This window comes from Variovorax sp. 10N432 (assembly GCF_056394465.1).
This window is the reverse complement of the sequence record NZ_JBFTHX010000004.1, coordinates 217,637-242,571: the sequence shown is the minus strand read 5'-3', so window position 1 is coordinate 242,571 and position 24,935 is coordinate 217,637. Positions and strand designations below refer to the sequence as shown.

33 protein-coding genes are annotated in these 24,935 nt (G+C 67.8%); 18 read left to right on the top strand and 15 right to left on the bottom strand.

Translation table 11 applies throughout. From position 1 onward, the window contains the following. Positions 1 to 26 precede the first annotated feature (26 nt). Positions 27 to 1,259, top strand: a complete 1,233-nt coding sequence (locus AC1DF3_RS07225; protein ID WP_286536172.1) for a patatin-like phospholipase family protein — start codon at positions 27 to 29, stop codon at positions 1,257 to 1,259. Here the strand turns inward: AC1DF3_RS07225 and AC1DF3_RS07220 are convergent. Next, positions 1,234 to 1,701 (bottom strand): GNAT family N-acetyltransferase, encoded by a 468-nt coding sequence (locus tag AC1DF3_RS07220; RefSeq protein ID WP_286523342.1) that lies wholly within the window; start codon positions 1,699 to 1,701, stop codon positions 1,234 to 1,236. The two genes, AC1DF3_RS07225 and AC1DF3_RS07220, sit on opposite strands and share 26 nt — an antisense overlap. A 55-nt stretch (positions 1,702 to 1,756) precedes the next feature. Here AC1DF3_RS07220 and metG point away from each other — a divergent pair, with 55 nt between their 5' ends. From metG to AC1DF3_RS07205, 3 genes are read left to right on the top strand one after another with little or no spacing between them, the layout of a single operon-like run. Further along, positions 1,757 to 3,841, top strand: a complete 2,085-nt coding sequence (metG, locus tag AC1DF3_RS07215) for a methionine--tRNA ligase (protein WP_478139226.1) — start codon at positions 1,757 to 1,759, stop codon at positions 3,839 to 3,841. Between the two features lie 10 nt (positions 3,842 to 3,851). Continuing rightward, positions 3,852 to 4,058, top strand: coding sequence for a hypothetical protein (locus AC1DF3_RS07210; RefSeq protein ID WP_478139225.1), 207 nt, complete (start codon positions 3,852 to 3,854; stop codon positions 4,056 to 4,058). 29 nt (positions 4,059 to 4,087) lie between these two features. Next, positions 4,088 to 5,752 (top strand): SulP family inorganic anion transporter, encoded by a 1,665-nt coding sequence (locus AC1DF3_RS07205; protein WP_478139224.1) that lies wholly within the window; start codon positions 4,088 to 4,090, stop codon positions 5,750 to 5,752. A 4-nt stretch (positions 5,753 to 5,756) separates the two neighbouring features. Here AC1DF3_RS07205 and AC1DF3_RS07200 read toward each other — a convergent pair whose 3' ends face one another. Continuing rightward, entirely contained in the window at positions 5,757 to 6,206 is a 450-nt protein-coding gene (locus AC1DF3_RS07200) for an outer membrane protein assembly factor BamE (protein WP_301803322.1), read from the bottom strand. A gap of 99 nt (positions 6,207 to 6,305) precedes the next feature. After that, on the bottom strand, positions 6,306 to 6,980 hold the full coding sequence (locus AC1DF3_RS07195) for a hypothetical protein (RefSeq protein WP_301802555.1): 675 nt from the start codon (positions 6,978 to 6,980) through the stop codon (positions 6,306 to 6,308). 103 nt (positions 6,981 to 7,083) lie between these two features. On the opposite strand from AC1DF3_RS07195, the gene AC1DF3_RS07190 reads away from it, so the two are divergent. The 4 genes from AC1DF3_RS07190 to AC1DF3_RS07175 all read left to right on the top strand — a co-directional run bounded on the left by AC1DF3_RS07190 (position 7,084) and on the right by AC1DF3_RS07175 (position 9,366). Next, positions 7,084 to 7,290, top strand: a complete 207-nt coding sequence (locus AC1DF3_RS07190; protein WP_286504922.1) for a DUF3460 family protein — start codon at positions 7,084 to 7,086, stop codon at positions 7,288 to 7,290. Positions 7,291 to 7,413: 123 nt separating this feature from the next. Continuing rightward, positions 7,414 to 8,211 carry a segregation and condensation protein A gene (locus tag AC1DF3_RS07185; RefSeq protein WP_286505140.1) on the top strand — a complete coding sequence of 266 codons (798 nt, stop codon included), beginning with the start codon at positions 7,414 to 7,416 and terminating at the stop codon, positions 8,209 to 8,211. A gap of 107 nt (positions 8,212 to 8,318) precedes the next feature. After that, the gene (gene queE, locus AC1DF3_RS07180) at positions 8,319 to 8,957 is read left to right on the top strand and encodes a 7-carboxy-7-deazaguanine synthase (protein WP_478139223.1); all 639 of its coding nucleotides are present in this window, start codon (positions 8,319 to 8,321) and stop codon (positions 8,955 to 8,957) included. A gap of 10 nt (positions 8,958 to 8,967) precedes the next feature. Then, the gene (locus AC1DF3_RS07175) at positions 8,968 to 9,366 is read left to right on the top strand and encodes a 6-pyruvoyl trahydropterin synthase family protein (RefSeq protein WP_286536192.1); all 399 of its coding nucleotides are present in this window, start codon (positions 8,968 to 8,970) and stop codon (positions 9,364 to 9,366) included. 31 nt (positions 9,367 to 9,397) lie between these two features. On the opposite strand, the gene AC1DF3_RS07170 is transcribed toward AC1DF3_RS07175, so the two are convergent. The 4 genes from AC1DF3_RS07170 to AC1DF3_RS07155 form a co-directional block, all read right to left on the bottom strand. Beyond that, entirely contained in the window at positions 9,398 to 10,399 is a 1,002-nt protein-coding gene (locus tag AC1DF3_RS07170; RefSeq protein WP_286536193.1) for an NAD(P)H-dependent glycerol-3-phosphate dehydrogenase, read from the bottom strand. 22 nt (positions 10,400 to 10,421) lie between these two features. Then, entirely contained in the window at positions 10,422 to 10,886 is a 465-nt protein-coding gene (gene secB / locus AC1DF3_RS07165) for a protein-export chaperone SecB (protein WP_286536194.1), read from the bottom strand. A 115-nt stretch (positions 10,887 to 11,001) separates the two neighbouring features. Beyond that, the gene (gene grxC / locus AC1DF3_RS07160) at positions 11,002 to 11,262 is read right to left on the bottom strand and encodes a glutaredoxin 3 (protein ID WP_286536195.1); all 261 of its coding nucleotides are present in this window, start codon (positions 11,260 to 11,262) and stop codon (positions 11,002 to 11,004) included. 21 nt (positions 11,263 to 11,283) lie between these two features. Beyond that, positions 11,284 to 11,691: a rhodanese-like domain-containing protein gene (locus tag AC1DF3_RS07155; protein ID WP_286536197.1), complete on the bottom strand. Its 408-nt coding sequence runs from the start codon at positions 11,689 to 11,691 to the stop codon at positions 11,284 to 11,286. Between the two features lie 72 nt (positions 11,692 to 11,763). Between AC1DF3_RS07155 and gpmA the strand changes: the two genes are divergently transcribed. The 3 genes from gpmA to AC1DF3_RS07140 all read left to right on the top strand — a co-directional run bounded on the left by gpmA (position 11,764) and on the right by AC1DF3_RS07140 (position 14,863). Beyond that, entirely contained in the window at positions 11,764 to 12,507 is a 744-nt protein-coding gene (gene gpmA, locus AC1DF3_RS07150) for a 2,3-diphosphoglycerate-dependent phosphoglycerate mutase (protein WP_286504917.1), read from the top strand. A 99-nt stretch (positions 12,508 to 12,606) separates the two neighbouring features. Next, positions 12,607 to 14,049, top strand: coding sequence for a S41 family peptidase (locus tag AC1DF3_RS07145; RefSeq protein ID WP_286536198.1), 1,443 nt, complete (start codon positions 12,607 to 12,609; stop codon positions 14,047 to 14,049). A gap of 52 nt (positions 14,050 to 14,101) precedes the next feature. Further along, positions 14,102 to 14,863, top strand: coding sequence for a HesA/MoeB/ThiF family protein (locus AC1DF3_RS07140; protein WP_478139222.1), 762 nt, complete (start codon positions 14,102 to 14,104; stop codon positions 14,861 to 14,863). 7 nt (positions 14,864 to 14,870) lie between these two features. Here the strand turns inward: AC1DF3_RS07140 and AC1DF3_RS07135 are convergent, their stop codons facing one another. Then, on the bottom strand, positions 14,871 to 16,916 hold the full coding sequence (locus AC1DF3_RS07135; protein ID WP_478139221.1) for an AsmA family protein: 2,046 nt from the start codon (positions 16,914 to 16,916) through the stop codon (positions 14,871 to 14,873). A 5-nt stretch (positions 16,917 to 16,921) separates the two neighbouring features. Beyond that, positions 16,922 to 17,125 carry a hypothetical protein gene (locus tag AC1DF3_RS07130; protein WP_286536202.1) on the bottom strand — a complete coding sequence of 68 codons (204 nt, stop codon included), beginning with the start codon at positions 17,123 to 17,125 and terminating at the stop codon, positions 16,922 to 16,924. A 278-nt stretch (positions 17,126 to 17,403) separates the two neighbouring features. Between AC1DF3_RS07130 and AC1DF3_RS07125 the strand changes: the two genes are divergently transcribed. Then, the gene (locus tag AC1DF3_RS07125) at positions 17,404 to 17,808 is read left to right on the top strand and encodes a response regulator (protein ID WP_286536203.1); all 405 of its coding nucleotides are present in this window, start codon (positions 17,404 to 17,406) and stop codon (positions 17,806 to 17,808) included. 20 nt (positions 17,809 to 17,828) lie between these two features. On the opposite strand, the gene AC1DF3_RS07120 is transcribed toward AC1DF3_RS07125, so the two are convergent. Continuing rightward, the gene (locus AC1DF3_RS07120; RefSeq protein WP_028249172.1) at positions 17,829 to 18,461 is read right to left on the bottom strand and encodes a response regulator; all 633 of its coding nucleotides are present in this window, start codon (positions 18,459 to 18,461) and stop codon (positions 17,829 to 17,831) included. 107 nt (positions 18,462 to 18,568) lie between these two features. Between AC1DF3_RS07120 and AC1DF3_RS07115 the strand changes: the two genes are divergently transcribed. From AC1DF3_RS07115 to AC1DF3_RS07090, 6 genes are all read left to right on the top strand, one after another. After that, complete coding sequence (locus tag AC1DF3_RS07115; RefSeq protein WP_286536204.1) at positions 18,569 to 19,909, top strand: sensor histidine kinase; 1,341 nt, start codon at positions 18,569 to 18,571, stop codon at positions 19,907 to 19,909. A gap of 172 nt (positions 19,910 to 20,081) precedes the next feature. Further along, a complete protein-coding gene (locus AC1DF3_RS07110) occupies positions 20,082 to 20,246 on the top strand; it encodes a DUF1328 domain-containing protein (RefSeq protein WP_286369177.1) in 165 nt (54 codons plus the stop codon). A gap of 51 nt (positions 20,247 to 20,297) precedes the next feature. Next, positions 20,298 to 20,672, top strand: coding sequence for a hypothetical protein (locus AC1DF3_RS07105; RefSeq protein ID WP_286523367.1), 375 nt, complete (start codon positions 20,298 to 20,300; stop codon positions 20,670 to 20,672). Positions 20,673 to 20,697: 25 nt separating this feature from the next. Next, a complete protein-coding gene (locus AC1DF3_RS07100) occupies positions 20,698 to 21,078 on the top strand; it encodes a hypothetical protein (RefSeq protein ID WP_286536205.1) in 381 nt (126 codons plus the stop codon). Further along, entirely contained in the window at positions 21,068 to 21,514 is a 447-nt protein-coding gene (locus AC1DF3_RS07095; RefSeq protein WP_478139220.1) for a hypothetical protein, read from the top strand. The genes AC1DF3_RS07100 and AC1DF3_RS07095 overlap by 11 nt, the downstream gene beginning before the upstream one ends. Next, positions 21,511 to 22,056: a ferritin-like domain-containing protein gene (locus tag AC1DF3_RS07090; RefSeq protein ID WP_286536209.1), complete on the top strand. Its 546-nt coding sequence runs from the start codon at positions 21,511 to 21,513 to the stop codon at positions 22,054 to 22,056. The genes AC1DF3_RS07095 and AC1DF3_RS07090 overlap by 4 nt, the downstream gene beginning before the upstream one ends. 65 nt (positions 22,057 to 22,121) lie before the next feature. Here AC1DF3_RS07090 and AC1DF3_RS07085 read toward each other — a convergent pair whose 3' ends face one another. The 5 genes from AC1DF3_RS07085 to folE form a co-directional block, all read right to left on the bottom strand. Next, complete coding sequence (locus AC1DF3_RS07085) at positions 22,122 to 22,535, bottom strand: BON domain-containing protein (protein ID WP_478139219.1); 414 nt, start codon at positions 22,533 to 22,535, stop codon at positions 22,122 to 22,124. Between the two features lie 20 nt (positions 22,536 to 22,555). Further along, positions 22,556 to 22,753 (bottom strand): CsbD family protein, encoded by a 198-nt coding sequence (locus AC1DF3_RS07080; protein WP_286536212.1) that lies wholly within the window; start codon positions 22,751 to 22,753, stop codon positions 22,556 to 22,558. A 121-nt stretch (positions 22,754 to 22,874) separates the two neighbouring features. Beyond that, complete coding sequence (locus AC1DF3_RS07075) at positions 22,875 to 23,654, bottom strand: DUF429 domain-containing protein (RefSeq protein ID WP_478139218.1); 780 nt, start codon at positions 23,652 to 23,654, stop codon at positions 22,875 to 22,877. A 56-nt stretch (positions 23,655 to 23,710) separates the two neighbouring features. Next, a complete protein-coding gene (locus AC1DF3_RS07070) occupies positions 23,711 to 24,133 on the bottom strand; it encodes a BLUF domain-containing protein (protein WP_286504903.1) in 423 nt (140 codons plus the stop codon). 12 nt (positions 24,134 to 24,145) lie between these two features. Further along, positions 24,146 to 24,877: a GTP cyclohydrolase I gene (gene folE, locus AC1DF3_RS07065; RefSeq protein WP_478139217.1), complete on the bottom strand. Its 732-nt coding sequence runs from the start codon at positions 24,875 to 24,877 to the stop codon at positions 24,146 to 24,148. Positions 24,878 to 24,935 lie beyond the last annotated feature (58 nt).

Genomic DNA, 24,935 nt, shown 5'->3' with positions numbered 1-24,935 from the left:
TAGTCTAGGGCAGGTACGCTCGGGCCATGCTGCCTGCCCCGGATGCCCCTCCCGCCGCCACCGGCCTGGTCCTGACCGGCGGCGGCGCCCGCGCCGCCTACCAGGTGGGCGTGCTGCAGGCATTGGCCAAGCTGCGGCGCGGGGCCGGCGCGGCCTCCCGGGGCCCGCTCTTCCCGATCATCACCGGCACCTCGGCGGGCGCGATCAATGCGGCCGCGCTGGCGTGCGGCGCCGACGATTTCGAGGCCACGGTGCGCCGGATCGGCCAGGTCTGGGCCGGGCTCGGGCCCGACCAGATCTACAGTGTCGACGCCTTGCGCGTGCTCAGCAGCGATGCACCCTGGGCGCGCCTGCTCTCGGCCGGCTGGCTGATCGCGCGCTGGCGGCGCAGCGGCTCGCGCTCGCTGCTCGACAACAGTCCCCTGCGCCGGCTGCTGGAAGAACTGGTGCCGCTCGGCCGGCTCGACGAACTGATGGCCCAGGGCCACCTCGACGCCCTGGCCGTCACCGCGTCCAGCTATGGCTCGGGTGAGCACGTGACCTTCTACCAGGCCAGCGACACGCAGCAGCCCTGGGTCCGCTCCAGGCGACTGGCGGCGCCGGTGCGCATCGCGCACGAGCATCTGCTGGCCTCGTCGGCGATCCCGTTCGTCTTCCCGGCGACCGCGCTGGACATCGGCGGCCATGCCGAATACTTCGGCGACGGATCGATGCGCCAGTCGGCACCCCTGGCCGCCGCCATCCACCTGGGCGCGCGCCGCATCCTGGCGGTCGGGGCCGGCCGCATGCAGGAGCCGGCCGAAGCGCTGGCGCCCAATGCCCTGAGCGGCTACCCGTCGCTGGCGCAGATCGCCGGCCATGCGCTGTCGAGCATCTTCCTCGACGCGCTGACCGCCGACGTGGAGCGCCTGCGCCGCATCAACTCGACCTTGGCCCTGATCCCGGCCGAGGCACGCGCCGCCACCACGCTGGAGCCGGTCGAGCTGCTGCTGATCGCACCGTCGCAGCGCATCGACGCGATCGCCGCGCGCCACGTCCATGCCCTGCCGCCCGCGGTGCGCAGCCTGCTGGGCGAACCGGCGGTGTCCGCGGCGACAGCCGAGCTCAAGGGTTCGGCGCTCGCGAGCTACCTGCTGTTCGATGCGGGCTTCACGCGGGAATTGATGGCGCTGGGCCGGGCCGATACGCTGAACCAGCGCGACGCGGTGTGCGAATTCTTCGGCTGGGGCGGCCTCAGACGGCCGGGCCCAGTCGCTTGACCATCCGGACCGCATCCTCCACGTCTTCGTAGTAGCCCGGGCTCGATCCGCACTCGGTGAAGCCGTGCCTGCCGTAGAACGACTTGGCCGCCGCGTTGCCGGCCCTCGCCTCGAGCCGGATCGCGCGGATGCCGGCGACGCCGGCGGTCGTTTCGAGCCAGGCCAGCAGGGCGCTGCCCAGCCCCGAGCGGCGCTGCGACGCCCGCACCGCGAGCAGCGAGATGTGGGCCTCGTCGTCTCCGTACTGCATGATGGCGAAGCCGAGCAGCACGCCGTCGCGCCGCGCCACCACCACGTTGGTCGCCTCGTCGCGGCTGGCGCGCAGCACCCGCCGCTCGGTCCAGCGCCACGACAGGCCCTGCTCGATCGTGTCCCGGGAAAGCTCCGCGATCTCCCGGGCATCGGCCGCCTGGGCAAGGGTGATTTCGTAGGCGGTGATCACGGCTTCCTCCGGTTGCGGCAACGACTATAGCCCCGCGACCTAAAATGCACCCCCTATGTCCCAGCGCAAACTTTTCGTCACCACCGCCCTGCCCTACGCCAACGGCAAGTTCCATGTCGGCCACATCATGGAATACATCCAGGCCGACATCTGGGTTCGCTTCCAGCGCATGCAGGGCCATATGGTGCATTTCGTGGGGGCCGACGACGCGCACGGCGCGCCGATCATGATCGCGGCCGAGAAGGCCGGCAAGACGCCGCAGGCCTTCGTCGGCGAGATCGCCGCGGGCCGCAAGGAATACCTCGACGGCTTCCACATCCGCTTCGACAACTGGCACTCGACCGACAGCGCCGAGAACACCGAGCTCGCGCAAGGCATCTACAAGAAGCTCCGCGACAGCGGGATGATCGCCACCCGCACCATCGAGCAGTTCTACGACCCGGTCAAGGGCATGTTCCTGCCCGACCGCTACATCAAGGGCGAATGCCCGGTGTGCCACGCCAAGGACCAGTACGGCGACGCCTGCGAGGTCTGCAGCAGCGTCTATTCGCCAACCGAGCTGATCAGCCCCTATTCGACCCTGACCGGCGCGACGCCCGAGCTGCGCAGTTCCGAGCACTTCTTCTTCAAGCTGTCCGACCCGAAGGTGGTCGACTTCCTGAAGACCTGGACCCAGGACGGCAAGCTGCAGCCCGAGATGGCGCGCAAGGCCAGCGAGTGGTTCGAGGCCGGCATGGCCGACTGGGACATCTCGCGCGAGGCGCCCTACTTCGGCATCGAGATCCCCGATGCCCCCGGCAAATACTTCTACGTCTGGCTCGATGCGCCGGTCGGCTACCTCGCGAGCCTGAAGAACCACTTCGACAAGGGGCAGGCGGCCAGCCACTGGCACGAGCCCTCGCGCACCGCGCAGAGCTTCGACGACTTCGTCGCCGATCCGGCGGTGGAGCAGGTGCACTTCATCGGCAAGGACATCGTCTACTTCCACACCCTGTTCTGGCCTGCGATGCTGCAGTTCAGCGGCCGCAAGACGCCGAGCCAGGTCAACGTGCACGGCTTCATCACGGTCTCGGGCGAGAAGATGAGCAAGAGCCGCGGCACCGGCATCGACCCGCTCAAGTACCTGTCCATCGGCATGAACCCCGAATGGATGCGCTACTACATCGCGGCCAAGCTCAATGCCAAGGTGGAAGACGTCGACTTCAACCCCGACGACTTCATCGCCCGCGTCAACGCCGACCTGATCGGCAAGTACATCAACATCGCGAGCCGCGCCGCGGGCTTCATCGCCAAGCGCTTCGGCGGCAAGCTCGGCACGCCGTCGGCCGACGGCGCGGCGCTGCTGGCTACCTTGCAGGCCGCCGCGGCGCCGATGCAGGCGCTCTACGACAGCCGCGACTTCGCCCGTGCACTGCGCGAGATCATGTTGCTGGCAGACAAGGTGAACGAGTACGTCGACCAGAACAAGCCCTGGGAACTCGCCAAGAAAGAAGGCATGGAGGCCCGCCTGCAGGACGTCTGCACGACCTGCATCGAGGCCTTCCGCCTGTTGACGATCTACCTCAAGCCGGTGCTGCCCGCGCTGGCCGCGCAGGTCGAGGCCTTCCTGGGCTGCGCCCCACTGCTGTCGGCCGACGCCGGCCGGCTGCTGGGCGCCGGCCATGCGATCAACGACTACAAACACCTGATGCAGCGAGTCGACGCGAAGCAGCTCGACCAGCTGTTCGAACCACCGGCCGGCGAGGCGCCCGCGCCCGCCGAGAAGGCCGTCGTACTGCCCGGCGGCGAGGGCATCGCGCCGACCATCACCATCGACGAGTTCGCCAAGATCGACCTGCGCATCGCGAAGATCGTCGCCTGCCAGAAGGTCGAGGGCTCGACCAAGCTGCTGCACCTGACGCTGGACGCCGGCGAGGGCCGGACGCGCAACGTGTTCTCGGGCATCGCCTCGGTCTACCAGCCCGAGCAGCTGGTCGGCAAGCTCACGGTGCTGGTCGCCAACCTGGCGCCGCGCAAGATGAAGTTCGGCATCTCCGAAGGCATGGTGCTGGCCGCCAGCCATGCCGACGAGAAGTGCAATCCGGGCATCCACGTGCTGGAGCCGTGGCCGGGCGCGACGCCGGGCATGCGGGTGCGCTGAGCCCCAAGCCATGAAGCATCGCCTCGTCCTGATCCTGGTCCTGGCCGCCTGCGCGTCACTCGCGGGCTGCGCGGTGGTCAGCGTCGCCAGCACCGCCGTCAGCGTCGGTGCCGGCGCCGTGGGCCTGGCGGCCGATGCCGCCATCGGCACCGTGCGCATCACGGGCAAGGCGGTCGGCGCCGCCGCCGATGCGGTGCTGCCCGGCAGCTCCGACTGAGACATCCGCCCGGCGTCCACAATGGCGCCATGACCTCGCCCCTGAAGCTCGCCGCCTTCCGCCCTCGACTGATCGACGCGCTGGCGGGCTACGACAGGGGCCGCTTCCTGAAAGACGTCGGTGCCGGCGCCACCGTCGGCATCGTCGCGCTGCCATTGGCGATGGCCTTCGCGATCGCGTCCGGCCTGAAGCCCGAGGCCGGCATCTGGACCGCGATCATCGCCGGCTTCCTGATCGCCTCGCTCGGTGGCTCGGCGGTGCAGATCGGCGGCCCGGCGGGCGCCTTCATCGTGATCGTCTACGGCATCGTCGAGCGCTACGGCGTGGCCAACCTGCTGATCGCAACGGTCTGCGCCGGCCTGCTGCTGTTCCTGCTGGGGCTGTTCCGGCTCGGCACGCTGGTGCGCTACGTGCCGGTGTCGATCGTGGTCGGCTTCACCAACGGCATCGCGGCGCTGATCCTGATCTCGCAGATCAAGGACTGGCTCGGTTTGTCGATAGAGAAGATGCCGGCCGACATGTTCTCGCAGCTGCACACGCTGGCGACCCACCTCCACACCTTCAACCCCTCCGCGTTCGGGCTCGGGCTGGCCTGCCTGGCCGGCCTGTTCGCATGGCCGCACCTGCTGCGCGAGAAGACCCGCGTCGGCGAGACGGTGCGCATCGTGCTCGGCCGCTTCGCCAACACCGGCGCGGCGCAGGCCGGCTCCCGCGTGCCGGGCCCGATCGTGGCGCTGGTGACCCTGACGCTGGTGTCCTGGGGGTTCAACCTGCATGTCGAGACCATCGGCACCCGCTTCGGCGGCATCCCCCAGGGCCTGCCGGCCTTCGCGCTGCCCGACTTCTCCTGGGAGACGGTCAAGCAGCTGGTCACGCCGACCCTCACCATCGCGGCACTGGGCGCCATCGAATCGCTGCTCTGCGCGCGCGTCGCCGACCAGGTCAGCGGCCTGCCGCGGCACGACCCCAACCAGGAGCTGATGGCGCAGGGGATCGCCAACGCGGTCGCGCCGTTCTTCGGCGGCATGCCGGCCACGGGCACCATCGCGCGCACCGTGACCAACGTGCGCGCCGGCGCCACTTCGCCGATCGCGGGCATCGTGCATGCGATCACCTTGATGGTGGTGGTGCTGGTCGCGGCGCCGCTCGCGCAGCATGTGCCGCTCGCGGTGCTGGCCGGCATCCTCGTCTCCGTGGGCTGGAACATGGGCGAATGGCGCGAGTTCGCACCGTCCATGCTGCGGCGCTTCAGCCGCCACTACCGGCTGCTGATGCTGGGCACCTTCTTCCTCACCGTGGTGTTCGATCTCACGGTGGCGGTGCAGGCGGGGATCGTGCTGGCCTGCGCGCTGTTCGTGCGGCGCATGAGCACCTTGTTCAGCGTCGAACTGGTTTCGCTGGAACCGCCGGTGCTGACCTACCGGCTCTACGGGGCGCTGTTCTTCGGCGCTGCCGCCAGGCTCGACCCGATGGTGGCGGCGGTCGAGCGTGCGCCGCGCGGCATGACCGTGGTGCTCGACGCCATGCAGCTGATCCTGATCGACGCCACCGGCCTGGACGCCTTGCGCCAGTTGCACAAGGCGGTGCGCGAGCGCGGCGGCGTGCTGCGGGTGGAATCGCTGCACGGGCAGCCGAGCGAGGCGTTCGAGCGCTCAGGGTTCGCGGCAGAGCTGGCGGCCGCGGCACCCGAATGAGCGATCAGGGCGCCTCGGTGCTGCGGTCCGGCGAAGAGCCGGCGCTCGTCACGCGCTGGTCGTCATCGAGCGTCGCGGTGAACACCATCGGCGAGTTCGGCGGCTGCATCCAGCGCCACTCCCACGCGGTCTCCTTTTTCAGCGGGTAGGGGATGCGCTGCGCCGGCTTGCCCAGCAGCCGGCGCAGATCCTCCATCGCCATCCCCGGCTTCACCCGGGCGAAATTCTCCGGAGTGAGCACCTGGCGCAAGGCCTTCATGCGGCCATCGGGCCCGATGGTGATCATGTAGTTCTTCTGGCCCTGCGGCTGGCGGTTGTATTCGAAGACGCGCCCCGCAGGCGTGTCCCAGACGTTCTCGGGCTCGCCGAAACGCGCGCGAACATCGGCCTCGGTGGAGACGCCCTCCTCCAGTTCGCTGATGCGCTTCGGGTCGCAGCCGAAAAGCCAGAACATGTTGGTCAGCAGCAGAAGGGCCGCGAGGCCGCGGCGGATTGTGGTTGGCGCCATACCGTCCCAGGAAATTGCACGGGGCGGTCAGTCTAGCCGCCGCCCTCAGTTCGCCGCGAAGCAATACATCAGCCCTGCGCCGCCCGTCCTCCTGAAGGCTTCCAGGCTGCAGCCCTGGGTTGCATGCGAAGAGTTCCAGGACATCGAGGCCGGAGGCGCGTTCGTGCCCATGCGGTTGTGATGGCCGACGATGGCCGAGCCCTCGCCGCTCTTGGTCCAGTTGCCGCAGGTGGTGTCCTTGCTGGTGTCGGTGGAGGCGCGCCCATCCGGCATCGAGCCGGTGAGGATGTCGTGGTTGTTGACGGGGTCGCCGCTGGCACTGACGATCTCGCCCTTTTCCGTCAGGCCGGTCTGCTTGTCGAGGTTGTTGGTGCCGTGCAGTTCGTCGATGTTGTTGGCGATCGTCACGCCTTTCACGTTGACCCACGGCCCCTTGCCAATGCGATCGCGGGCGTTCACGGCCGCACCGCCGGCCGTCGCGGTCGTGCTCAGGTACGCGCGCCAGCTGCGCCCGCCTGCGCCGACGCTGTCGGCCAGGCTCTGGCAGTAGCGGTCGGCGCCCGCGAGTCCGCCGAAGTCCCCGCCCTTGCCCGGGTTCGCGCTGGTGATGAAGAAGCTCATCTTGCTCTGGGGCGTGGCGGGTCCGCTGGTGCTGCAGGCGACCAGCGCCAGGGCAGCGGCTCCGGTCGCGGCGAGGAAGATCGAGTAGCGGCGCTTCATCGGCAATCTCCTTGGATGGATGGGAGCCGCCACGCTAGCGCATGCGCAAGAAGGCTTCAAGGCGGATTCCACCCGGTAAAATCCCGCCAAAGGTCCAATTGCCATGTCCATCTTCGCCCGTCCCCACTACCAGTCCGAAATCACCAACTTCATCGAGCAGATGAAGGAACAGAAGCCGACGCTGGAGGCCGAGCAGCGCGCCGGGCGCGCCCTGCTGTGGGACAAGCACCTCGACCGCAGCCTGCTCGAGGAGTACAGCGAGGCGAAGGTGCCGCAGCAGCCCTACGTCTACCAGACCCGCGTGAAGTAAGTGGTCATCCGGGCCGTTCCGGGTTCCGGTGCCCGCCGCCAGGGCGATGGCGCATCGGCCGACAGCGCAGGCTCGGGGCCGATCGAGGTGATCGCGGACGACGGCGCTGCGGTGGTCGCCGCCATGCCGGAGGTCATCGACCAGGTCGCCCTCGCCCGCCTCTACGGCGAACCCCTGTTCGCCCTGCCGAACGACCTCTACATCCCCCCTGAAGCGCTGCAGGTCTTCCTCGAGGCCTTCGAAGGCCCGCTCGACCTGCTGCTCTACCTGATCCGCAAGCAGAACTTCAACATCCTCGACATCCCGATGGCGGGGCTGACGCGGCAATACCTGAGCTACGTCGACGAAATCCGCCAGACCAACCTCGAACTCGCCGCCGAATACCTGCTGATGGCGGCGATGCTGATCGAGATCAAGTCGCGCATGCTGCTGCCGCCCAAGAAGTCGGCCGAGGGCGAGGAAGCCGAAGACCCGCGCGCCGAACTCGTGCGCCGCCTGCTCGAGTACGAGCAGACCAAGCTGCAGGCGGCATCGCTCAGTGCCATGCCGCAGGCCGGGCGCGACTTCTGGAAGGCCCAGGTCTACATCGAGCAGTCGCTCAAGCCGCGCTTCCCGGACATGAACGTGGTCGACCTGCGCGACGCCTGGGCCGACATCCTCAAGCGCGCCAAGCTGGTCCAGCACCACAAGATCTCGCGCGAAGAGCTCAGCGTGCGCGAGCACATGAGCATCGTGCTGCGGCATCTGCAGGGACGTCAGTTCGTCGAGTTCGAGAAGCTGTTCGACGTCACGCGCGGCACGCCGGTCCTGATCGTGACCTTCATCGCGATGCTCGAACTCGCCAAGGAAACCCTGATCGACATCACGCAGGCCGAAGCCTTCGCGCCGATCTACGTGCGGCTTGCGTACTCGCCGGCCTGACCTGACCCCCGCACGTCCCTCCGTCTCGTGGAGCGACCGGGCTCCAATGAGGTTCCTGGCTCGGCAGCACGGCTGATCGACAACCTCGAAATCGACACCTGAACACGATGAGCTACAGCGTCAAAGAAATCTTCTACACCCTGCAGGGCGAAGGCGGCCAGGCCGGCATGCCCGCCGTGTTCTGCCGCTTTGCCGGCTGCAATTTGTGGAACGGCCGCGAGAGCGATCGTGCCGACGCCGTCTGCCGCTTTTGCGACACCGATTTCGTCGGCACCGACGGCACGCTGGGCGGCAGGTTCGCGAACGCCGAGTCGCTGGCAGACACCATCGCCGCGCAATGGCCGGCCGATGACGCCGCGCATCGACTGGTCGTCCTGACCGGCGGCGAGCCGCTGCTGCAGGTCGATGCCGCACTGATCGCCGCATTGCATGCGCGCAGCTTCCGCATCGCTGTGGAAAGCAACGGCACCGTGGCGGCACCCGAGGGCATCGACTGGCTTTGCATCAGCCCGAAGGCGGGCGCGCCCTGGCTGCAGCGCTCCGGCCAGGAACTCAAGGTGGTATGGCCGCAGCCCGGCCTGGACCTCGACGCCCTGCAAGCCGACGGTCACTTCGCACACCGCTTCCTGCAGCCGATGGATGGCCCGGCGCAGGCGGACCACATCGCGCTGTGTATCGACACCTGCATGCGCCGCCCCGGCTGGCGCCTGAGCCTGCAGACTCACAAGCTGACCGGCATCCGCTGATCCCTCAAGCATGACGACCCTCACGATGAACCCTCGCCGATTCACCGTCAGCCAGCGCTTTTTCTTCGACGCCGCCCACACGCTCGAGCGCGCCATCGAGACCGAAGCCAGCCGCCGTATCCACGGCCACACCTATCGCGCGGAAGTCGCGGTGAGCGGCCCGCGCGATGTCCGGACCGGCATGGTGGTCGACCTCGGCCTGCTGCGCCGCCGGCTGGACGCACTGCGCGAACGGCTCGACCACCACCTGCTCGACGAAGTGCCCGGACTGGGCGCGCCGACGCTGGAAAACCTCTGCGTATTCATCGCCGATGCCCTCGCCGACATGCAGCCGGCGCCCTCGCGCGTGCGGGTCTGGCGCGAGGCATTGGGCGACGAATGCGTGCTGGAGCTGGCGCCGCGCGCTTGAGCGCCAAGACTGGCTCGACGAAGCCGGCGGCTCAGGCCGATTCGACGCCCGGCTCGCGGCCCATCAGGCCGGCCACCGCTTCCGCCGGGGCCATCCGGCCATCCAGCACTGCCACCACACTGTCCGAGATGGGCATCTCGATCCCGAGGTGGCGCGCCCGCTGGACCACCGTGCGCGCGCAATAGACCCCCTCGGCCACGTGGCCCAGCGAATCGACCGCCTGCGCCAGCGTGCGGCCTTGCGCCATCAGCAGCCCGACCCGGCGGTTGCGCGACAGGTCGCCGGTCGCCGTCAGCACCAGGTCGCCCAGTCCCGAAAGGCCCATGAAGGTGTCGCTGCGGGCACCGATCGCGAGGCCGAAACGCGTCATCTCGGCCAGTCCGCGAGTGATCAGGGCCGCCCGGGCATTGAGGCCCAGGTGCAGTCCGTCGGCCAGGCCGGTGGCGATCGCCAGCACGTTCTTGACCGCCCCGCCGACCTCGACGCCGACGATGTCGTCGTTGGCGTAGACGCGCAGCGTCGGACCGTGAAAGGCCTCGACCAGCGCATCGCGCACCGCCGCCAGCGGACTGGCCGCGACCAGTGCCGTCGGCCGGCCCTGCGCCACTTCCTGGGCGAAACTCGGTCCGCTCAGCACGCCGGCCTTCAGCCCCGGTGCCACGCGGGCCTGGATCTCATGGGCCAGCAGCCCCGGGTCCGCGGAGCCCGGGCGTGACGGCTCGACCCCCTTCGAGAGCCATGCCACCGGACAGGCCACGTCACGCAGGATGCCGAGTTGTTCGCGCAACGCCGCCATCGGCGTCGCCACGATGACCAGTTCGGCCCCTTCGAAGGCGGCCGTGGCGGATCCGCCGACGACCTTCAATGCCGCGGGGAAGGCAATGCCCGGCAGATAGCGGGCGTTGTCGCGCGCCGCCGCCATGGCCTGGGCCTGGGCGGCATCGCGCGCCCACAGCGTGACCGCGTGGCGGCCGGCGGCATTGATGGCCAGCGCCGTGCCCCAGGCACCGGCGCCGAGCACGCAGATCTTCATCGGCGTTGGCGCCAAGCCGGATTTACTGCGTGACGATCGGCGAAGCCTGGCCCGCGGCCTGGGCCTGCTGCTGTTCGAACATCGCCTGGAAATTGATCTCGGCCAGGTGCACCGGCGGGAAGCCGCCGCGCTGGATCACGTCGGCCACGTTGCCGCGCAGGTACGGGTAGACGATCTGCGGGCAGGCGATCCCGAGGATCGGGCCCATCTGGTCTTCCGGCAGGTTGCGGATCTCGAAGATGCCGGCCTGCTTGGCCTCGACCAGGAACACGGTCCGGTCGCCGATCTTGGTCTGCACGGTGGCCGACACGGTGATCTCGAAGATGCCGTCGGTCACCGGCTGGGCGTCGACGCCGAGCTGGATGTCGACGGTCGGCTGCTCCTGCTCCAGCAGGATGGCCGGCGAATTGGGCTGTTCGAGCGACAGATCCTTCAGGTAGACGCGCTGGATCTGGAAAACGGGGTCTTGTGATTGCTGGTCGGCCATGGCTCTAACTTTCGAGGATCAAAACAAGGCCCGCCCGGGAAATGCTCCCGAGAGCGGGCTTCTGAGGGGTCAGCCGGCGATTATCGCCCGGCCGGATGGCAGGCCGGCGACCGGCTCAGGCGCCTTGCAGCAACGGCGCCAGGCCGCCGCGCCCGTCGAGCGCGATCAGGTCGTCGCAGCCGCCGACGTGGGTGTCGCCGATGAAGATCTGCGGCACCGTGCGCCGGCGCGTGAGGTCCATCATCGTGGCACGCGCCTGCGGGTCGCTGTCGATGCGGATCTCCTCGATCTGATCGACACCCTTGGACTTGAGGATTTGCTTCGCGCGAATGCAGTACGGGCAAACGGCGGTGGTGTACATCTTGACGGCTTGCATCTGGGCTATTTCGTGGAGGGTTCAGGCCTTTTCAAGCGGCAGATTAGCGTCTTTCCAGGATTTGAGTCCGCCGGCGACCGCTTGGGCCTGTTCGTAGCCGAGCTTCTTGGCGGTCGCCACGGCGCGCTGGGCCCGTGCGCCCGTTGCGCAGACAAGCAACAAAGGCAACGACTTGTTCTTGACCGTGGCCGGCAGCTTCTGCTCGAGCTGGTTCAGCGGCACGTTCTTGGCACCGGTCACGTGGCCGGCCGCGAATTCCTCGGGCTCGCGGACGTCGACCACCACCGCTCGCTCGCGATTGATCAGCTGCACCGCGCCCTGCGCCGTGAGCGAGCCGGCGTTGGCGCCGCGCACCAAAGGCCACGCCAGCATGCCGCCCGAGCTGAGCGCAATCAGGATCAGCATCCAGTTGTCGACAATGAATTTCACGGTGTTCCTTGAGTGGCAAACCCCGGATTTTAGAATGTCGGCTTTCCGAACGCGTTCCCAAAGGCCTCTCCCATGCACAAACTGGTACTGATCCGCCACGGCGAATCGACCTGGAATCTCGAAAACCGCTTCACCGGCTGGACCGATGTCGACCTCACGCCGACCGGCGTCGAGCAGGCCAAGCAGGCCGGCCGGCTGCTCAAGGCCGAGGGCTACGACTTCGACGTCGCCTACACCAGCGTGCTCAAGCGCGCCACCCGCACGCTCTGGCACACGCTCGACGAGCTCGACCGCACCTGGCTGCCCGTGATCCATTCCTGGCGCCTCAACGAACGCCACTACGGCGGCCTGCAGGGCCTGAACAAGGCCGAAACGGCCAAGAAGTACGGCGACGAGCAGGTGCTGGTCTGGCGCCGCAGCTACGGCACGCCGCCGCCGCCGCTCGAGCCCAACGATCCGCGCAGCGAGCGCGGCGACGTCCGCTACGCCAAGCTGGCCCCCGAGCAGGTGCCCTTGACCGAATGCCTCAAGGACACGGTGGCCCGGGTGCTGCCGTTCTGGAACGAATCGATGGCGCCGGCGATCCGCGCCGGCCGCCGGCTGGTGGTGGCGGCGCACGGCAACTCGATCCGCGCGCTGGTGAAGTACCTCGACGGCATCTCCGACGACGCCATCGTGGGCCTGAACATCCCCAACGGCATTCCGCTGGTCTACGAACTCGACGACGAACTCAAGCCGCTGCGGCACTACTATCTGGGTGACGCCGACGCCGCCGAAAAGGCCGTGGCCGCGGTGGCGTCGCAAGCCAAGGCGTAACAAATATTCTTAATTTGTTCAAAGGGTCGCGGAACCCCGGCAGACAACTTGCTTCCAAGCTGTGTATATTGGTTTGACAGGCGACAAGGACACTTTCACATGGGCCAGAAAATGAAGATCACCGGGTGGGTCGCCGCAGGCGCCTTCGCCGGCGTGCTGACAACCGTCTCGTTACAAACCGTTGCACGAGGCTCGCTGGCTCCCTTGCCGCTCGAAGAACTGCAGCAGCTGGCTGCGGTTTTCGGCATGGTCAAGAGCGACTATGTCGAGCCGGTCGACGAGAAGAAACTGATTTCGGATGCGATCTCGGGCATGGTCGCCGGGCTCGACCCGCATTCGCAGTATTTCGACAAGAAGTCCTTCAAGGAATTCCGCGAAGGCACGACCGGCCGTTTCGTCGGCGTCGGCATCGAGATCTCCCAGGAAGACGGTTTGATCAAGGTGGTGTCGCCGATCGAGGGTTCGCCAGCGTTCCGCGCCGGCCTCAAGCCGAACGACCTGATCACCAAGATCGACGACACCGCGGTGCGCGGCCTGTCGCTCAACGAGGCGGTCAAGCGGATGCGCGGCGAGGCCAACACCAAGGTGCTGCTGACGATCTTCCGCAAGGACGAGAACCGCACTTTCCCGGTCACGATCACGCGCGAGGAAATCCGCACCCAGTCGGTCCGCGGCAAGGTCATGGAACCGGGCTACGCCTGGATCCGCCTGTCGCAGTTCCAGGAACGCACGGTCGACGACTTCGTCAAGAAGGTCGAAGAAATCTACAAGCAGGACCCGAATCTCAAGGGCCTGGTGCTCGACCTGCGCAACGACCCGGGCGGCCTGCTCGACGCTGCGGTCGCGATCTCGGCCGCCTTCCTGCCCGAGAACGTCACGGTGGTGTCGACCGACGGCCAGCTGGCCGAGAGCAAGTCGATCTACAAGGCGGCGCCCGAGTTCTACCAGCGCCGCGCCGGCAGCGACCCGTTGCGCAACCTGCCGGCCGGGCTCAAGACCGTGCCGCTGGTGGTGCTCGTGAACGAAGGCTCGGCCTCGGCCAGCGAGATCGTCGCCGGCGCCCTGCAGGACCACAAGCGCGCCACGATCATGGGCAGCCAGACCTTCGGCAAGGGCTCGGTGCAGACCGTCCGCCCCCTGGGCCCCGACACCGGCCTCAAGATCACGACCGCGCGCTACTACACGCCGAGCGGCACCTCGATCCAGGCCAAGGGCATCGTGCCCAACGTGCTGGTCGACGAGAGCGCCGAGGGCAGCCCCTTCGCAGCCCTGCGCATGCGCGAGGCCGACCTCGAGAAGCACCTGGCCAGCGGCCAGGGCCCCGAGAGCAAGGATCCGGAGCGCGAAAAGGCACGCGACGAGGCTCGCAAGCGCCTCGAGGAAGAAGCCAAGAAGCCGCCGCAGGACCGCAAGGTGCCCGAGTTCGGCGCCACCGACGACTTCGCGCTGGCGCAGGCCCTCAAGAGCCTGAAGGGCCAGCCGGTGCTGGTCAGCAAGACCCAGATCATCGTCGACAACAAGGAAGAGAAGAAGGACAACTGATCCCGGGCGGCTCCGGAGGGGGCCCGCCCCGGCGGTCGGCTCCGCGCGGCGCATGGAAGACCAGGACCTGCTGCGCTATTCGCGCCACATCCTGCTGGAGGAATTCGGCATCGACGGCCAGGCGCGGGTGAGCGCCGGCCATGCTCTGGTGATCGGCGCCGGCGGGCTCGGTTCGCCCGCCCTTCTCTACCTGGCCGCGGCCGGCGTCGGGCGCATCTCGCTGGTCGACGACGACGACCTCGACCTCACCAATCTGCAGCGCCAGATTGCGCACGCCACGGCCCGCGTCGGCATGCCGAAGGTCGAGTCCGCGGCCGCGGCGATGCGCGCCATCAACCCCGATATCCAGATCGAGACCCACCGCCTGCGCGCCGACGCCGAGCTGCTCGACCGGCTGGTGGCCGGCGCCGACGTGGTGCTCGACTGCTGCGACAACTTCGCGACCCGCCAGGCGGTGAACCGCGCCTGCGTCGCCCATGGCAAGCCGCTGGTGGCGGGGGCGGCGATCCGCTTCGACGGCCAGCTCAGCGTCTACGACACGCGCGATCCGGCTTCGCCCTGCTACGCCTGCCTGTTCCCGCCGGAGGCCGAGTTCGAGGAGACCCGCTGCGCCGTGCTGGGCGTCTTCGCGCCCGTGGTCGGCACCATCGGCACGCTGCAGGCCAGCGAAGCCCTGAAGCTGCTGGCCGGCATCGGGCCATCGCTGGCGGGCCGGCTGCTGATGTTCGATGGCCGGCGCACGGCTTTCGATTCGCTGGGCGTGGCCCGCGACCCGGGCTGCGGGGTGTGCGGCCACCGCCCGCCGCCGCCCTGAGGCCGGCTCAGCCGCCGCTTGCCGGCGTCGGCTGCTGCTTCGCCTTGGCGGCGCCCGCCTTGGCGGCGCGCGACGACGGGGTCTTGGCCTCGGTCAGCACTTCGGTGCAGTCCGCATCCTTGCCCGGACCGGTTTCGACCGTCGCCGCCAGCGCCAGCAGCGGATTGATCGCCGCCAAGGCCAGCGCCGCAGCGCCGCGGGCCGCGAGCGGCGCGACCTCCACACCGGCCTTCGGCGCCGCGAAGGTGCCGCGCACCCGCAGCGGCGTGCGCAGCGCCAGGATGCTCTTGTCCTTTGGCGCCTGTTTGACGATGAGGTCCATGCGCTCGTCGGCCAGGTTGATGCTGCCCGCGCCATTGAACACCGTGTCGCTGGTGTCGAACAGCAGGGTTCGGCCATTCATCACGCCCTTCTCCACGTCGAAGGCCACGGCGGCGCAGCGCAGTTCCACGTTGTGGTCGCCTTCGAGCAGGAACTTGATGATCTCGCCGCCGTCGAGGCCGAGGAACTCGAGCAGCAGGTTGCTGAACTGCCCGCGCCCGGTGAGCGCCGCGACGTCGCCGGACGAATTGGCCAGCCAGGCCGCCACCGAGTTGCCGCGGCCCGACAGGTTGATCCGGCCGTCCAGTCGGCCAAAACTGGTCTTCAGGGTCTCGACCTTCGGAATCAATCGATTGAGCTGCATCCCGCGGATATCGAGCGCCGCACGGATGTCGGCCGGATTCTGCGTTGCATCGATTCGGATCGCACCGGCAATCCTGCCGCTCGCCACGCCGAGCTCGAGCGGGTCCAGGGTCAGCACGCCGTCCTTCAGCTTCACCTGCACACTGCCCTTGTCCAACGGAAGCTCGCGCACGTTCTGGATCCGCTCCGCGGTGTAGCTGACATCGGCGTTCATGGCACGCAGCCGCTCGAAATCCAGGGTCGCGTCCGGTAGCACCTTGCGCGAGGGGTCGTTGCGCTTTTGCTTGTCGACCTGCGCGATGCTGGGCGGTGCCGCCACGCCCTCGACCGCGTTGGCCGAGCGCGCGGTCGGCGGCAGCCCGATCAGCGGGCCGAGATCGTCCATGTCCATCACGCGCGAACGCAGCTTGCCGCCCAGGTGCGGCACCTGCTGCGACTTGTCGAACTGCATGTCGCCGCTGAGGTCGGACAGGCCCAGGCGTCCCTTCAGGCCGCGCACTTCCCAGAGCGCGCCATGCTTGCGCAGGTTGCCGCTCAGCGCGTAGGGCGGCGTCTGCGGCAGCGCGATGCCCAACGCCGGATAGAGGCGCCCCAGGTTCGGGCCCCTCATCTCGACCTGGGCGTCGAGGCCATCCAGGTCGGCCAGTTCGGCCACCGTGCCCTTGCCCGTCAGGCGGGTCTGCGCGACCTTCAAGTCGATCTCGATCGGAAACGGCGGCTGCCCGACGGACGTCAGCTGCAGCACGTTGCCGGTGCGCCCTACCGCGGACATCGGCTGCCCGCGGTAGCGCCCCTTGATCTCGTAGTCGAGGGGCAAGTCGCCGCGGCTGCTGTCGAAGCTGAAATCCGCGTGCAGGTCGAGCGCCTGCGCCTTGGCGAGGAAGTCGATGCTGCCGCCGTCGACCTGGATCAGGCCGATGACCGGGACTGTTCCCGGGTCGGCACTGTCCTTGCCGAGCGCCCAGGTCTTGCGGCCGTCCTCCTCCATCTGGAGGCCGAGCGAAGGCCGGCTCAGCACCAGGCGCGGCAAGACGATGCGGCGGCGCAGCAATTCCCAGAAGCGGATGTCGAACTCGGCCTTTTCGGCCTGAACGAGATAGGGGTCCCGGGCCCACGCAGGGTTGGCGAACTCGATGCCGTCGAACTTGACCGTCGCCTGGCGCCAGCCAAGGGCGACATCGAGGTGCCGCGTGATCTCGAACTTGCGTCCTGTCTTCTCGCTGACATAGCGATTGACCGGCGCACGCAGCGTGTCCCACGGGAAAAAAGCCGCCAGCAGCAGCAGTGCGAGGAACAGTCCGAGGACCAACGCGCCGAGCGCCACCCAGCGCCGGCGACGCGGCGGGGAGGCGGCGGGAGCGGTCTGCATGTTCTTCAATCGATCGGCGCGCCCGTATGCACCGCGCTGACGCCCTGGGCCGCCTCGCGGACGCAGACGGCGGCGATCCCGGCGGCAGCCGCCATGGTGGCCGCCTCGGCCAGCCGCAATTCGGCCATCGCCGGCTCGCCGCCGGCCACTGCGACGCCGCCGGCGAGCGCCAGCACAACGATCGCGATGGAACTCCAGATGATGTTCATGGCCGCACCTTGCAGGATTGTGAAATGGACGGCGGGCCGCCGCCAGTGGGTGCAAGCATGGATCCCCTTGCACGTCCGGCGGGTCGGCGGCCGGGTGCAAACGGTGTGCGGCGTCGCCTACGGGTGCGTTCTCATGGGCGCGTAAGAACCAGCCTACAGCCGCAGGCCGCGCAAACCTTCATCATGCGAACGAACAAATCCGTAGCATTGCCACCGCGGGCCTTCCTTGGAGACAATCCAGTCCACCAAGAAAACGCCCCCGGGGGACAGCGGTTCTCATGGACCCAAGATTAAAAACCTACATCGTCGAAGACAACGTCACGATCCGAGAGAACCTCGTCGGCACTTTGGAGGAGCTTACGTGCATTTCGGCGATCGGTTTTGCCGAGACCGAGGCCGAGGCAAGCCAATGGCTGACCGACCATGGCGACGAGTGGGAACTGGCCATCGTCGATCTGTTCCTGAAGCAGGGCAGCGGTCTGGGCGTGCTGCAGACCTGCCGCTCGCGCCGGCCGAACCAGAAGGTGGTGGTGCTGAGCAACTACGCCACCCCCGACATCCGCAAACGCTGCGCCCAGTTCGGGGTCGATGCGGTGTTCGACAAATCCAACGAAATCGACGGACTGATCGACTTCTGCATCGAGCAGGCGTCCGCGTCGAGGGTCTCGCAGAGCAGCAACTGACGGCGCTGGACGCCTCGGGCTCAGTCGATCAGCTTGTTCTTCAGCGCGTAGTAGGTCAGGTCGCTGTTCGATGAAAGATTCATTTTTTCCATCAGCCGCGTCCGGTAAGTGCTCACCGTCTTCACCGACAGCGACAGCGTCTTGGCGATATCGCCGGCGGTCTCGCCCTTGGCCAGCTTGAGGAACACCTGAAACTCCCGCTCCGACAGCTGTTCATGCGGCGCCGCGTCGTCCTTGCGGTCGAGTTGGCGCGCCAGCAGTTCGGCCACCGCAGGGGTGATGTAGCGACGACCGAGCGAGATGGTGCGAATCGCATTGACGATCTCGATCGGATCGCACTCCTTGTTGAGGTAGCCGCTGGCGCCCTGGCGAATCAGGTTCATCGCATAGTGCTCTTCCGGATAGCCGCTGAGGATCAGGATGCCGACGTCCGGCGCCTTGGCGCGGATCATCGCCAGGGCGTCGATGCCGCTTTGGCCCGGCATCGACAGATCCATCACCAGCACATCGAGTTCGGTGGTCCGAACGAGCTCGATCGCCTCGCGGCCGCTGGCCGCCTCACCCACCACCCGCAGGTCGACATGCTCCGAAAAGAACTGCCGCAAGCCGGAGCGCACGATGGCGTGGTCGTCCACAATTCCGATCTTGATCATCTGTTACCTTCGTCGTTGTATCGCGGCCTCTTGCGTCGCAACATGCCGGTCCCTGGTCGGCTCCGATTATTCCCGAAATTGATCTGCAGGCATTGCTCGGAGACCTCATGCGCTGGTTAGCTTTTCCCAAGATGACCCTCGGGCTGGCGCTTGCCGCCTTGGCAGCGCTGGCGCTGGTGGGCATCAACGAAGCAGGCTACCAGCAGTCGCACCGCGCCCTGCAGGATGTCGGCGACGCGCAGAAGGCGCGCGGCCTGCTCAACCTCGTGCTGCAGAACGTCCTCGATGCCGAAACGGGGCAACGGGGCTTCCTGTTGACAGGGGAAGCCCGCTATCGTGAGCCTTATGACCTCGCCGTCAAACAGGTGGAGGGCAACCTGGCCACGCTGCAGGGTCTTTATGCGCGGCGCCCGGGCGAACTGACGCAGGTGGGCGAACTCTCCAAGCACGTGTCGCGCAAGCTCGCCGAAATGGAAATGAGCGTGCGCCTGCGCCAGAGCGGCAACGAGGACGCCTGGAAGTTCGTGATCACCACCGATGTCGGCCGCGAGGAGATGGAGGCCATCCGCCAGCAGGTCGGCCAGCTGATCGCGATCAGCAACGACGAGCTGACGCGCAGCCAGCGCCAGATCGCCAGCTCACTGCGCCTGGGGCGCATCGGCATCACCCTGGTCACGCTGGCGGGGCTGCTGGCCTTCTACCTCTACCTGCGCCAGACCCACGCACTGCAACTGGTCGGCGAGCGCCAGCAGGAGGCGCTGCAGCGCGAACGCAACGCGCTCGAAGGCGAGGTGCGCGAGCGCACGGCGACGCTTGGCGAACTCGCCACCCATCTGCAGCAGGTGCGCGAATCCGAGCGCGGCTTCCTGGCGCGCGAGCTGCACGACGAACTGGGCTCGCTCCTGACGGCCGCCAAGCTCGACGTCGCGCGCCTGAAATCCAGGCTCGGCGATTCGCCGGACGCCATCCAGCGGCTGCAGCACCTGAACGAACTGCTCAACAGCGGCATCGCGCTCAAGCGCCGGATCATCGAGGACCTGCGCCCGTCATCGCTGTCCAACCTCGGGCTGATCGCATCGCTGGAAATCCTGGGCCGCGAGTTCGCCGAGCAGTCGGGCATGGAGATCGAGATGGTGCTGGAGCCGGTCGATCTCGACGAGGACAACCAGCTCACGGCCTACCGGATGGTGCAGGAGAGCTTGACCAACATCGGCAAGTACGCGCAGGCCACCGAAGCCAGCATCGTCATGAAGAACTACGGCAACCACGTGGTGGTCGAAGTGATCGACAACGGCAAGGGCTTCGACACCCAGCATGCCCGTCCATCGACGCATGGCCTGGCCGGCATGCGGCACCGGGTCGAAGCCGCCAAGGGCAAGCTCAGCGTGGCGTCGACGCCCGGCAAGGGCACCCACCTCAGCGCCATCCTGCCGGCCAGGCAGGCCTGACGCGGCGGGCCCGCGATGCCCCGCCGCGCCCTTTCGGTTCTCTCCTACGCCCCCAGGCCGCTGCTGCTGACAGGGTCCGGGGGACCATGCCCTTAACGTGGATGCCAGGCCGTTCGGAACCCGAACGCGCTGTTTTTGCATCCACGGGGCCATCCCTCGAAAAGGAGTCAGCATGTTGCACTACGCCGTCGTCTTCCTGGTCATTGCCTTGATCGCCGCGCTGTTCGGTTTCGGCGGCATCGCTGCCAGTGCCGTGGGCATCGCGAAGATTCTCTTCGTCATCTTCCTTGTCCTGGCCCTTGCCAGCTTCATCGCGGGCTTGATGCGACGCCGCTAGCGTCGTTACGATGGACAGGTCACCCAATCAATTTTCGGAAGGAATCATTTCATGAACACAACGACCAAGACGCCCGCACAGCTCGCCGAGGACGCGCGCCAGACGGCCAACGACGCGATCGACACGACGCGGGCCTATGCGCAGAACGCAGTCAATGCGGCCGGCGAGAAGGTGCGCGACCTGCGTCGCGATGCCGAGCCGGCGGTGGAGCAACTGGCGGCGCGGGTCCAGCAGGCGGTGCAGCGCGGGCTCGATGCCGCGTCGACCACCAGCGCCCGGGCCCAGCGCCGCCTCGAGGCCGCGGCCGATGTGACCGGCAAGTACATCGCCGACCAGCCCGTTCGCTCGGTGCTGGTGGCCGCCGCAGCCGGGGCTGCCATCACGGCGCTGATCGTACTGGCCAGCCGCCGTCGCGACGACTACTGATCCCCGCCACGGCCGCCGCAGCACCATGTTCCATCCCATTGTCTCCACGGTGCTCGGTCACCCGGAACTCGTCGCCGAACATCTCGCCAACTACGGCGCGTTGATCCGGGAGGAATCCCAGACGGCGAGCCAGGGCCTCATCTCGAAGCTCATGGCGGGCGTGATCGCGGCGGTCAGTGGCATGCTGGCCCTGGGCCTGGTCGGCGTGGCCGTGATGCTCGGCGTGCTGCACGGCAGCTTCCATTGGGTGTTGGCGGCGGTCCCCGGGGTGGCGATCATCATCGCCCTGCTCGCGGCACTGGCCGCGGCGCGGCCCCGGCCTTTCCATGCATTCGACGACCTCCGAAGCCAGCTCGACGCGGACGTGCGGGCGCTGCGGGTGGCGGGAGAACGCCATGGCCGCTGACCGCCAGCCGCTCACGCCCCAGCAACGGCTCGCGTTGTCGCGCCGGGCGCTGGTCGCGCAATTGCAGGGAGACCGCCCCGACGCGGGCGCCGACGAGCTGTACGCGTTGCCTGGGCCTGTAGTCCGTCCTGCGGCATACGACCACTTCGCCTGGTCCTCGGTGGCCCGCGGCGTGGTGCGCCGCTGGTGGCGCCGTCATCCGGCGAATGCGGCCGGCCAGCTGGCGCGGCCGCTGCTCGAGCGCTATGCGCGCGAGGAGCCGGCCAAGCTGGTCGGCGCGGCCGCCGCGGCCGGTGCCCTGGTGGTGCTGGTCAAGCCGTGGCGATTGCTCTCGATCACCGCGGTGCTTGCCGCGGTCGTGAAGACATCCGACGTCGCCGACATGGTGACGACGCTGATGCAGAAAACCGCAAACCCACGAAAGGACCCTCCATGAACACCGCCGTCAAAGAACGCCACGAACCCCTGAAGCTCGACCAGGCAGCGATCGACAAGGCCTCGAAGAGCCTCGACGAAGGCGCCGTCACCCCCAGCTACGGCCCCTGGCGCGACGACATCGTCAAGCTGCTCAACGACGCCCTGGCCACCGAGCTGGTCTGCGTCCTGCGCTACAAGCGCCACTATTTCACCGCCAGCGGCGAAGCCTCGCCGGCCATCGCCGATGAATTCCTGGTGCATGCCAACGAGGAGTCGGCGCATGCCGACAAGATCGCCGAGCGCATCGTGCAGCTCGGCGGAGAGCCCGACTTCAACCCCCAGAGCCTGCAGGGCCGAAGCCACGCGAGCTACGACGCATCGCTCGAACTGCAGGCGATGGTGCGCGCCAACCTGGTGGCCGAGCGCATCGCGATCGAGACCTATCGCCAGATGATCGCGCTGATCGGCGACAAGGATCCGACGACCCGGCGCATGCTGGAAGAGATCCTGAGCGATGAGGAAGAGCACGCCGACGAACTGAAGGACTGGCTCGGCCACTGATCCCGCCTTCCCCAGCAAAAAGCCCGGGCAACCGGGCTTTTTTGCTGACCGCGCCGCAGCGGCGGCTACATCTTCACTTCGAGCTTGTTGTCGACCGCGCTCACGCCCTTGACGGACTTCGCGATCTCCTCGGCGCGCGCCTTGGCGGCGGCAGTGGGGGCGGGCCCGCTCAACGTCACCTGGCCGCCCTTGGTGTCGACATCGATCTTGATCGCGCTCAGGTCGGGATCCTTGGCCAGTCCGGTCGACACGGCCGCGGTGATCGATGCATCGTCCATGGCGCCGGCCACTGATGCGGCGGCCGACTCCGTCTTGGCCTTGGCGGTGGTGCCGGCCTGTTCGGTCTTGGCAACGGCCGAGTCGGCCTTCTTGCCCATGGTCTCGTTGTCTGTCTTGCTGCAGGCGCCCAAAGCCAGGACGCCGGCGGCCAAAAGCAGCGCCACGGCGCCGCGCCCGCTGGGTTTGTTCGATGGGGTCATGGATGGCTCCTTACGCGCGCTCACGGATTTTGAGGGTCGCTTTTCAAGGCGTCCTTCGCCTTTTCCTTCACGTCGCCGTAGGTCTTCTGCACCTTGCCGGCGGCCTGGTCGACCACGCCCTCGGTCTGAAGCTTGTCGCTGCCGGTCACCTTGCCCGCGACTTCCTTGATCTTGCCCTTGGCCTCTTCGACGCGGCCTGCAACCTGGTCCTTGTTCATGGCGTTTCCTTCGCAAAAATGGATGAATCGGTGGTTCGACCGAACCACTGCAATCAATCTAGTGCGCCGGCACGGGCGCCACGGCGGGCAGCGGCGCATCCTGTTGTAGGACACGGGGAAGTCAGGCCGTCACGATCCACCCTTCGACCGGATCGATGACCTCCGGAAGCCCGTAGCCGGGGCCCGGGCGGCTATCGCGGCGCGCCTCGGCCCAGGCCGCCTGCACGAGGCACAAGACCGCATCGAGACGGTCGCCCTTGGCGTCGGCGAGCAACGCGTCGCGCGCGCCCGGGTCCAGCGCGAGGCGCAGGCCGAGCCTGCCGGCGCCCCGCTCCAGCGCGGCCAGGAGGTCGGCCCGCGCCTCGCGGCGTTCGACGGTCTGGCCAGCCACCAGATCGCTCTTGTAGCTGCGCCGGCCGATCAGCTCGCGCGCCAGCAGGGCCGGGTAGGCCTCCAGCGCGATGCGCGACGCACCCGCCACCCGCAACGGCGGGTGCAGGCCCGGCAGCGCGGCGTCGGCGGCCAGCAGCCGCGGCACGCCGGCATGCAGCATGAACGCGACTGGGGGGTTGACCCATTTCATCGAGGGGCTGGAGCCCGCAGGGCCATCCGTCTGCCGGTGCGCGAACTTCCCGCCCTTGGGCCGGGCGGCGCAGAAGGCCGCGAAAGTGCGCCGGATCTCGTCGCGCCCGAGGCCCGCGTAGTGCGCGATCAGCGGCTCCCAGGCCAGCGGCCAGCCGAGTTGCACCACCAGTTCGCGCGGCAGTCCGAACGGGAGATCGAAGCCGCCCACCCAGGCCGGGAGCGTGCCCAGCCAGCGCGCCCAGTCGTCGAGATCGGCAAAGAATTCGAAGCCGGCCAGTTCCACCCGGCCGCCGCGCGCCGCGCCGAGCGCGACCACGATCGGCTTGCGCGCGGTCGGCGCGCTCGAGAAATCGCAGCCGAGCAGCCGGGAGTTCAGTGGCGCCCGACGATGGCGGCGGTGGCCATCAGTTCCTCGAGCAGCGCCAGCGAAACCTTGCCAGACACCGCGTACGGGTCGAGTTCGGGGCGCTCGGAGTACTTGAGCAGGGTCGAGGCGTTGAGCTTCGACAGGTTGACCTGCCCCATGGTCCAGCCGCCGAAGCGGCGTTCGGAGATTTCTTCGTAGTGCAGCAGCACCACGTCCTTGTGGCGCGGATCGCGCTGGATGTGGCCGTAGAGCTCGCTGATTGCCACCCGGCCGCCCTCGATCGCTTGCAGGAACACGCCGGCCCCGTAGCAGAGGATGCCGGTGACGCCGCAGGCGGTGTTGTGCGAGCGCGATTGCGCGAGGATGGCTTCTATGGCGCCCTGGCTGGTGTCCACGGCGCGGCTGGCGTAGAGAAGGCGTACGAGCATGGTGTGTCCGGCTTAGCGCTTGCGCGGCAGGAGGGAAAGGAATTCGCGCCGCAGGTTGGGGTCCTTCAGGAAGACGCCGCGCATGACCGAATTGATCATCTTGCTGTCCATCTCCTTGACGCCGCGCCACTGCATGCAGAAATGCTCGGCCTCGACCACCAGCGCCAGCCCGTCGGGCTGGGTCTTTTCCTGGATCAGGTCGGCCAGCTGCACCACGGCTTCTTCCTGGATCTGCGGCCGGCCCATGACCCATTCAGCCAGCCGTGCGTACTTCGAGAGGCCGATCACGTTGGTCTTCTCGTTCGGCATGACGCCGATCCAGAGCTTGCCGATGATCGGGCAGAAATGGTGCGAGCAGGCGCTGCGCACCGTGATCGGGCCGACGATCATCAGCTCGTTGAGGTGCTCCGCATTGGGGAACTCGGTCAGCGAGGGCGGCGCCACATAGCGACCCTTGAAGACTTCGTTGACGTACATCTTGGCGACGCGGCGGGCCGTGTTGCCGGTGTTGTGGTCGTTGTCGAGATCGATCACCAGGCTCTCGAGCACGTCCTTCATCTTGCCCTCGACCTCGTCGAGCAGCCCTTCGAGTTCGCCGGGCTCGATGAACTCGGCGATGTTATCGTTGGCGTTGAAGCGCTTGCGGGCAGCGAGCAGACGCTCGCGAATCTTCACGGACACGGGCGTGCCCTCGTCTTCATCCCCTGCGGCGGGGCGCGGTACGGCGTCGATGGTCCTGAGCATCCGCCCATCGTATCAGCGAATGGATTTCCACAAGCTCCCTAAGGCGCCCTCCCCGCCT

Bases quoted from the DNA above. Each gene is read 5' to 3' on its own strand.
- AC1DF3_RS07225 (WP_286536172.1), top strand. From the start codon at position 27: ATGCTGCCTGCCCCGGATGCCCCTCCCGCCGCCACCGGCCTGGTCCTG.
- metG (WP_478139226.1), top strand. From the start codon at position 1,757: ATGTCCCAGCGCAAACTTTTCGTCACCACCGCCCTGCCCTACGCCAAC.
- AC1DF3_RS07210 (WP_478139225.1), top strand. From the start codon at position 3,852: ATGAAGCATCGCCTCGTCCTGATCCTGGTCCTGGCCGCCTGCGCGTCA.
- AC1DF3_RS07205 (WP_478139224.1), top strand. From the start codon at position 4,088: ATGACCTCGCCCCTGAAGCTCGCCGCCTTCCGCCCTCGACTGATCGAC.
- AC1DF3_RS07200 (WP_301803322.1), bottom strand. From the start codon at position 6,206: ATGTTCTGGCTTTTCGGCTGCGACCCGAAGCGCATCAGCGAACTGGAG.
- AC1DF3_RS07195 (WP_301802555.1), bottom strand. From the start codon at position 6,980: ATGAAGCGCCGCTACTCGATCTTCCTCGCCGCGACCGGAGCCGCTGCC.
- AC1DF3_RS07190 (WP_286504922.1), top strand. From the start codon at position 7,084: ATGTCCATCTTCGCCCGTCCCCACTACCAGTCCGAAATCACCAACTTC.
- AC1DF3_RS07185 (WP_286505140.1), top strand. From the start codon at position 7,414: ATGCCGGAGGTCATCGACCAGGTCGCCCTCGCCCGCCTCTACGGCGAA.
- queE (WP_478139223.1), top strand. From the start codon at position 8,319: ATGAGCTACAGCGTCAAAGAAATCTTCTACACCCTGCAGGGCGAAGGC.
- AC1DF3_RS07175 (WP_286536192.1), top strand. From the start codon at position 8,968: ATGACGACCCTCACGATGAACCCTCGCCGATTCACCGTCAGCCAGCGC.
- AC1DF3_RS07170 (WP_286536193.1), bottom strand. From the start codon at position 10,399: ATGAAGATCTGCGTGCTCGGCGCCGGTGCCTGGGGCACGGCGCTGGCC.
- secB (WP_286536194.1), bottom strand. From the start codon at position 10,886: ATGGCCGACCAGCAATCACAAGACCCCGTTTTCCAGATCCAGCGCGTC.
- grxC (WP_286536195.1), bottom strand. From the start codon at position 11,262: ATGCAAGCCGTCAAGATGTACACCACCGCCGTTTGCCCGTACTGCATT.
- gpmA (WP_286504917.1), top strand. From the start codon at position 11,764: ATGCACAAACTGGTACTGATCCGCCACGGCGAATCGACCTGGAATCTC.
- AC1DF3_RS07145 (WP_286536198.1), top strand. From the start codon at position 12,607: ATGGGCCAGAAAATGAAGATCACCGGGTGGGTCGCCGCAGGCGCCTTC.
- AC1DF3_RS07140 (WP_478139222.1), top strand. From the start codon at position 14,102: ATGGAAGACCAGGACCTGCTGCGCTATTCGCGCCACATCCTGCTGGAG.
- AC1DF3_RS07135 (WP_478139221.1), bottom strand. From the start codon at position 16,916: ATGCAGACCGCTCCCGCCGCCTCCCCGCCGCGTCGCCGGCGCTGGGTG.
- AC1DF3_RS07130 (WP_286536202.1), bottom strand. From the start codon at position 17,125: ATGAACATCATCTGGAGTTCCATCGCGATCGTTGTGCTGGCGCTCGCC.
- AC1DF3_RS07125 (WP_286536203.1), top strand. From the start codon at position 17,404: ATGGACCCAAGATTAAAAACCTACATCGTCGAAGACAACGTCACGATC.
- AC1DF3_RS07120 (WP_028249172.1), bottom strand. From the start codon at position 18,461: ATGATCAAGATCGGAATTGTGGACGACCACGCCATCGTGCGCTCCGGC.
- AC1DF3_RS07115 (WP_286536204.1), top strand. From the start codon at position 18,569: ATGCGCTGGTTAGCTTTTCCCAAGATGACCCTCGGGCTGGCGCTTGCC.
- AC1DF3_RS07110 (WP_286369177.1), top strand. From the start codon at position 20,082: ATGTTGCACTACGCCGTCGTCTTCCTGGTCATTGCCTTGATCGCCGCG.
- AC1DF3_RS07105 (WP_286523367.1), top strand. From the start codon at position 20,298: ATGAACACAACGACCAAGACGCCCGCACAGCTCGCCGAGGACGCGCGC.
- AC1DF3_RS07100 (WP_286536205.1), top strand. From the start codon at position 20,698: ATGTTCCATCCCATTGTCTCCACGGTGCTCGGTCACCCGGAACTCGTC.
- AC1DF3_RS07095 (WP_478139220.1), top strand. From the start codon at position 21,068: ATGGCCGCTGACCGCCAGCCGCTCACGCCCCAGCAACGGCTCGCGTTG.
- AC1DF3_RS07090 (WP_286536209.1), top strand. From the start codon at position 21,511: ATGAACACCGCCGTCAAAGAACGCCACGAACCCCTGAAGCTCGACCAG.
- AC1DF3_RS07085 (WP_478139219.1), bottom strand. From the start codon at position 22,535: ATGACCCCATCGAACAAACCCAGCGGGCGCGGCGCCGTGGCGCTGCTT.
- AC1DF3_RS07080 (WP_286536212.1), bottom strand. From the start codon at position 22,753: ATGAACAAGGACCAGGTTGCAGGCCGCGTCGAAGAGGCCAAGGGCAAG.
- AC1DF3_RS07070 (WP_286504903.1), bottom strand. From the start codon at position 24,133: ATGCTCGTACGCCTTCTCTACGCCAGCCGCGCCGTGGACACCAGCCAG.
- folE (WP_478139217.1), bottom strand. From the start codon at position 24,877: ATGCTCAGGACCATCGACGCCGTACCGCGCCCCGCCGCAGGGGATGAA.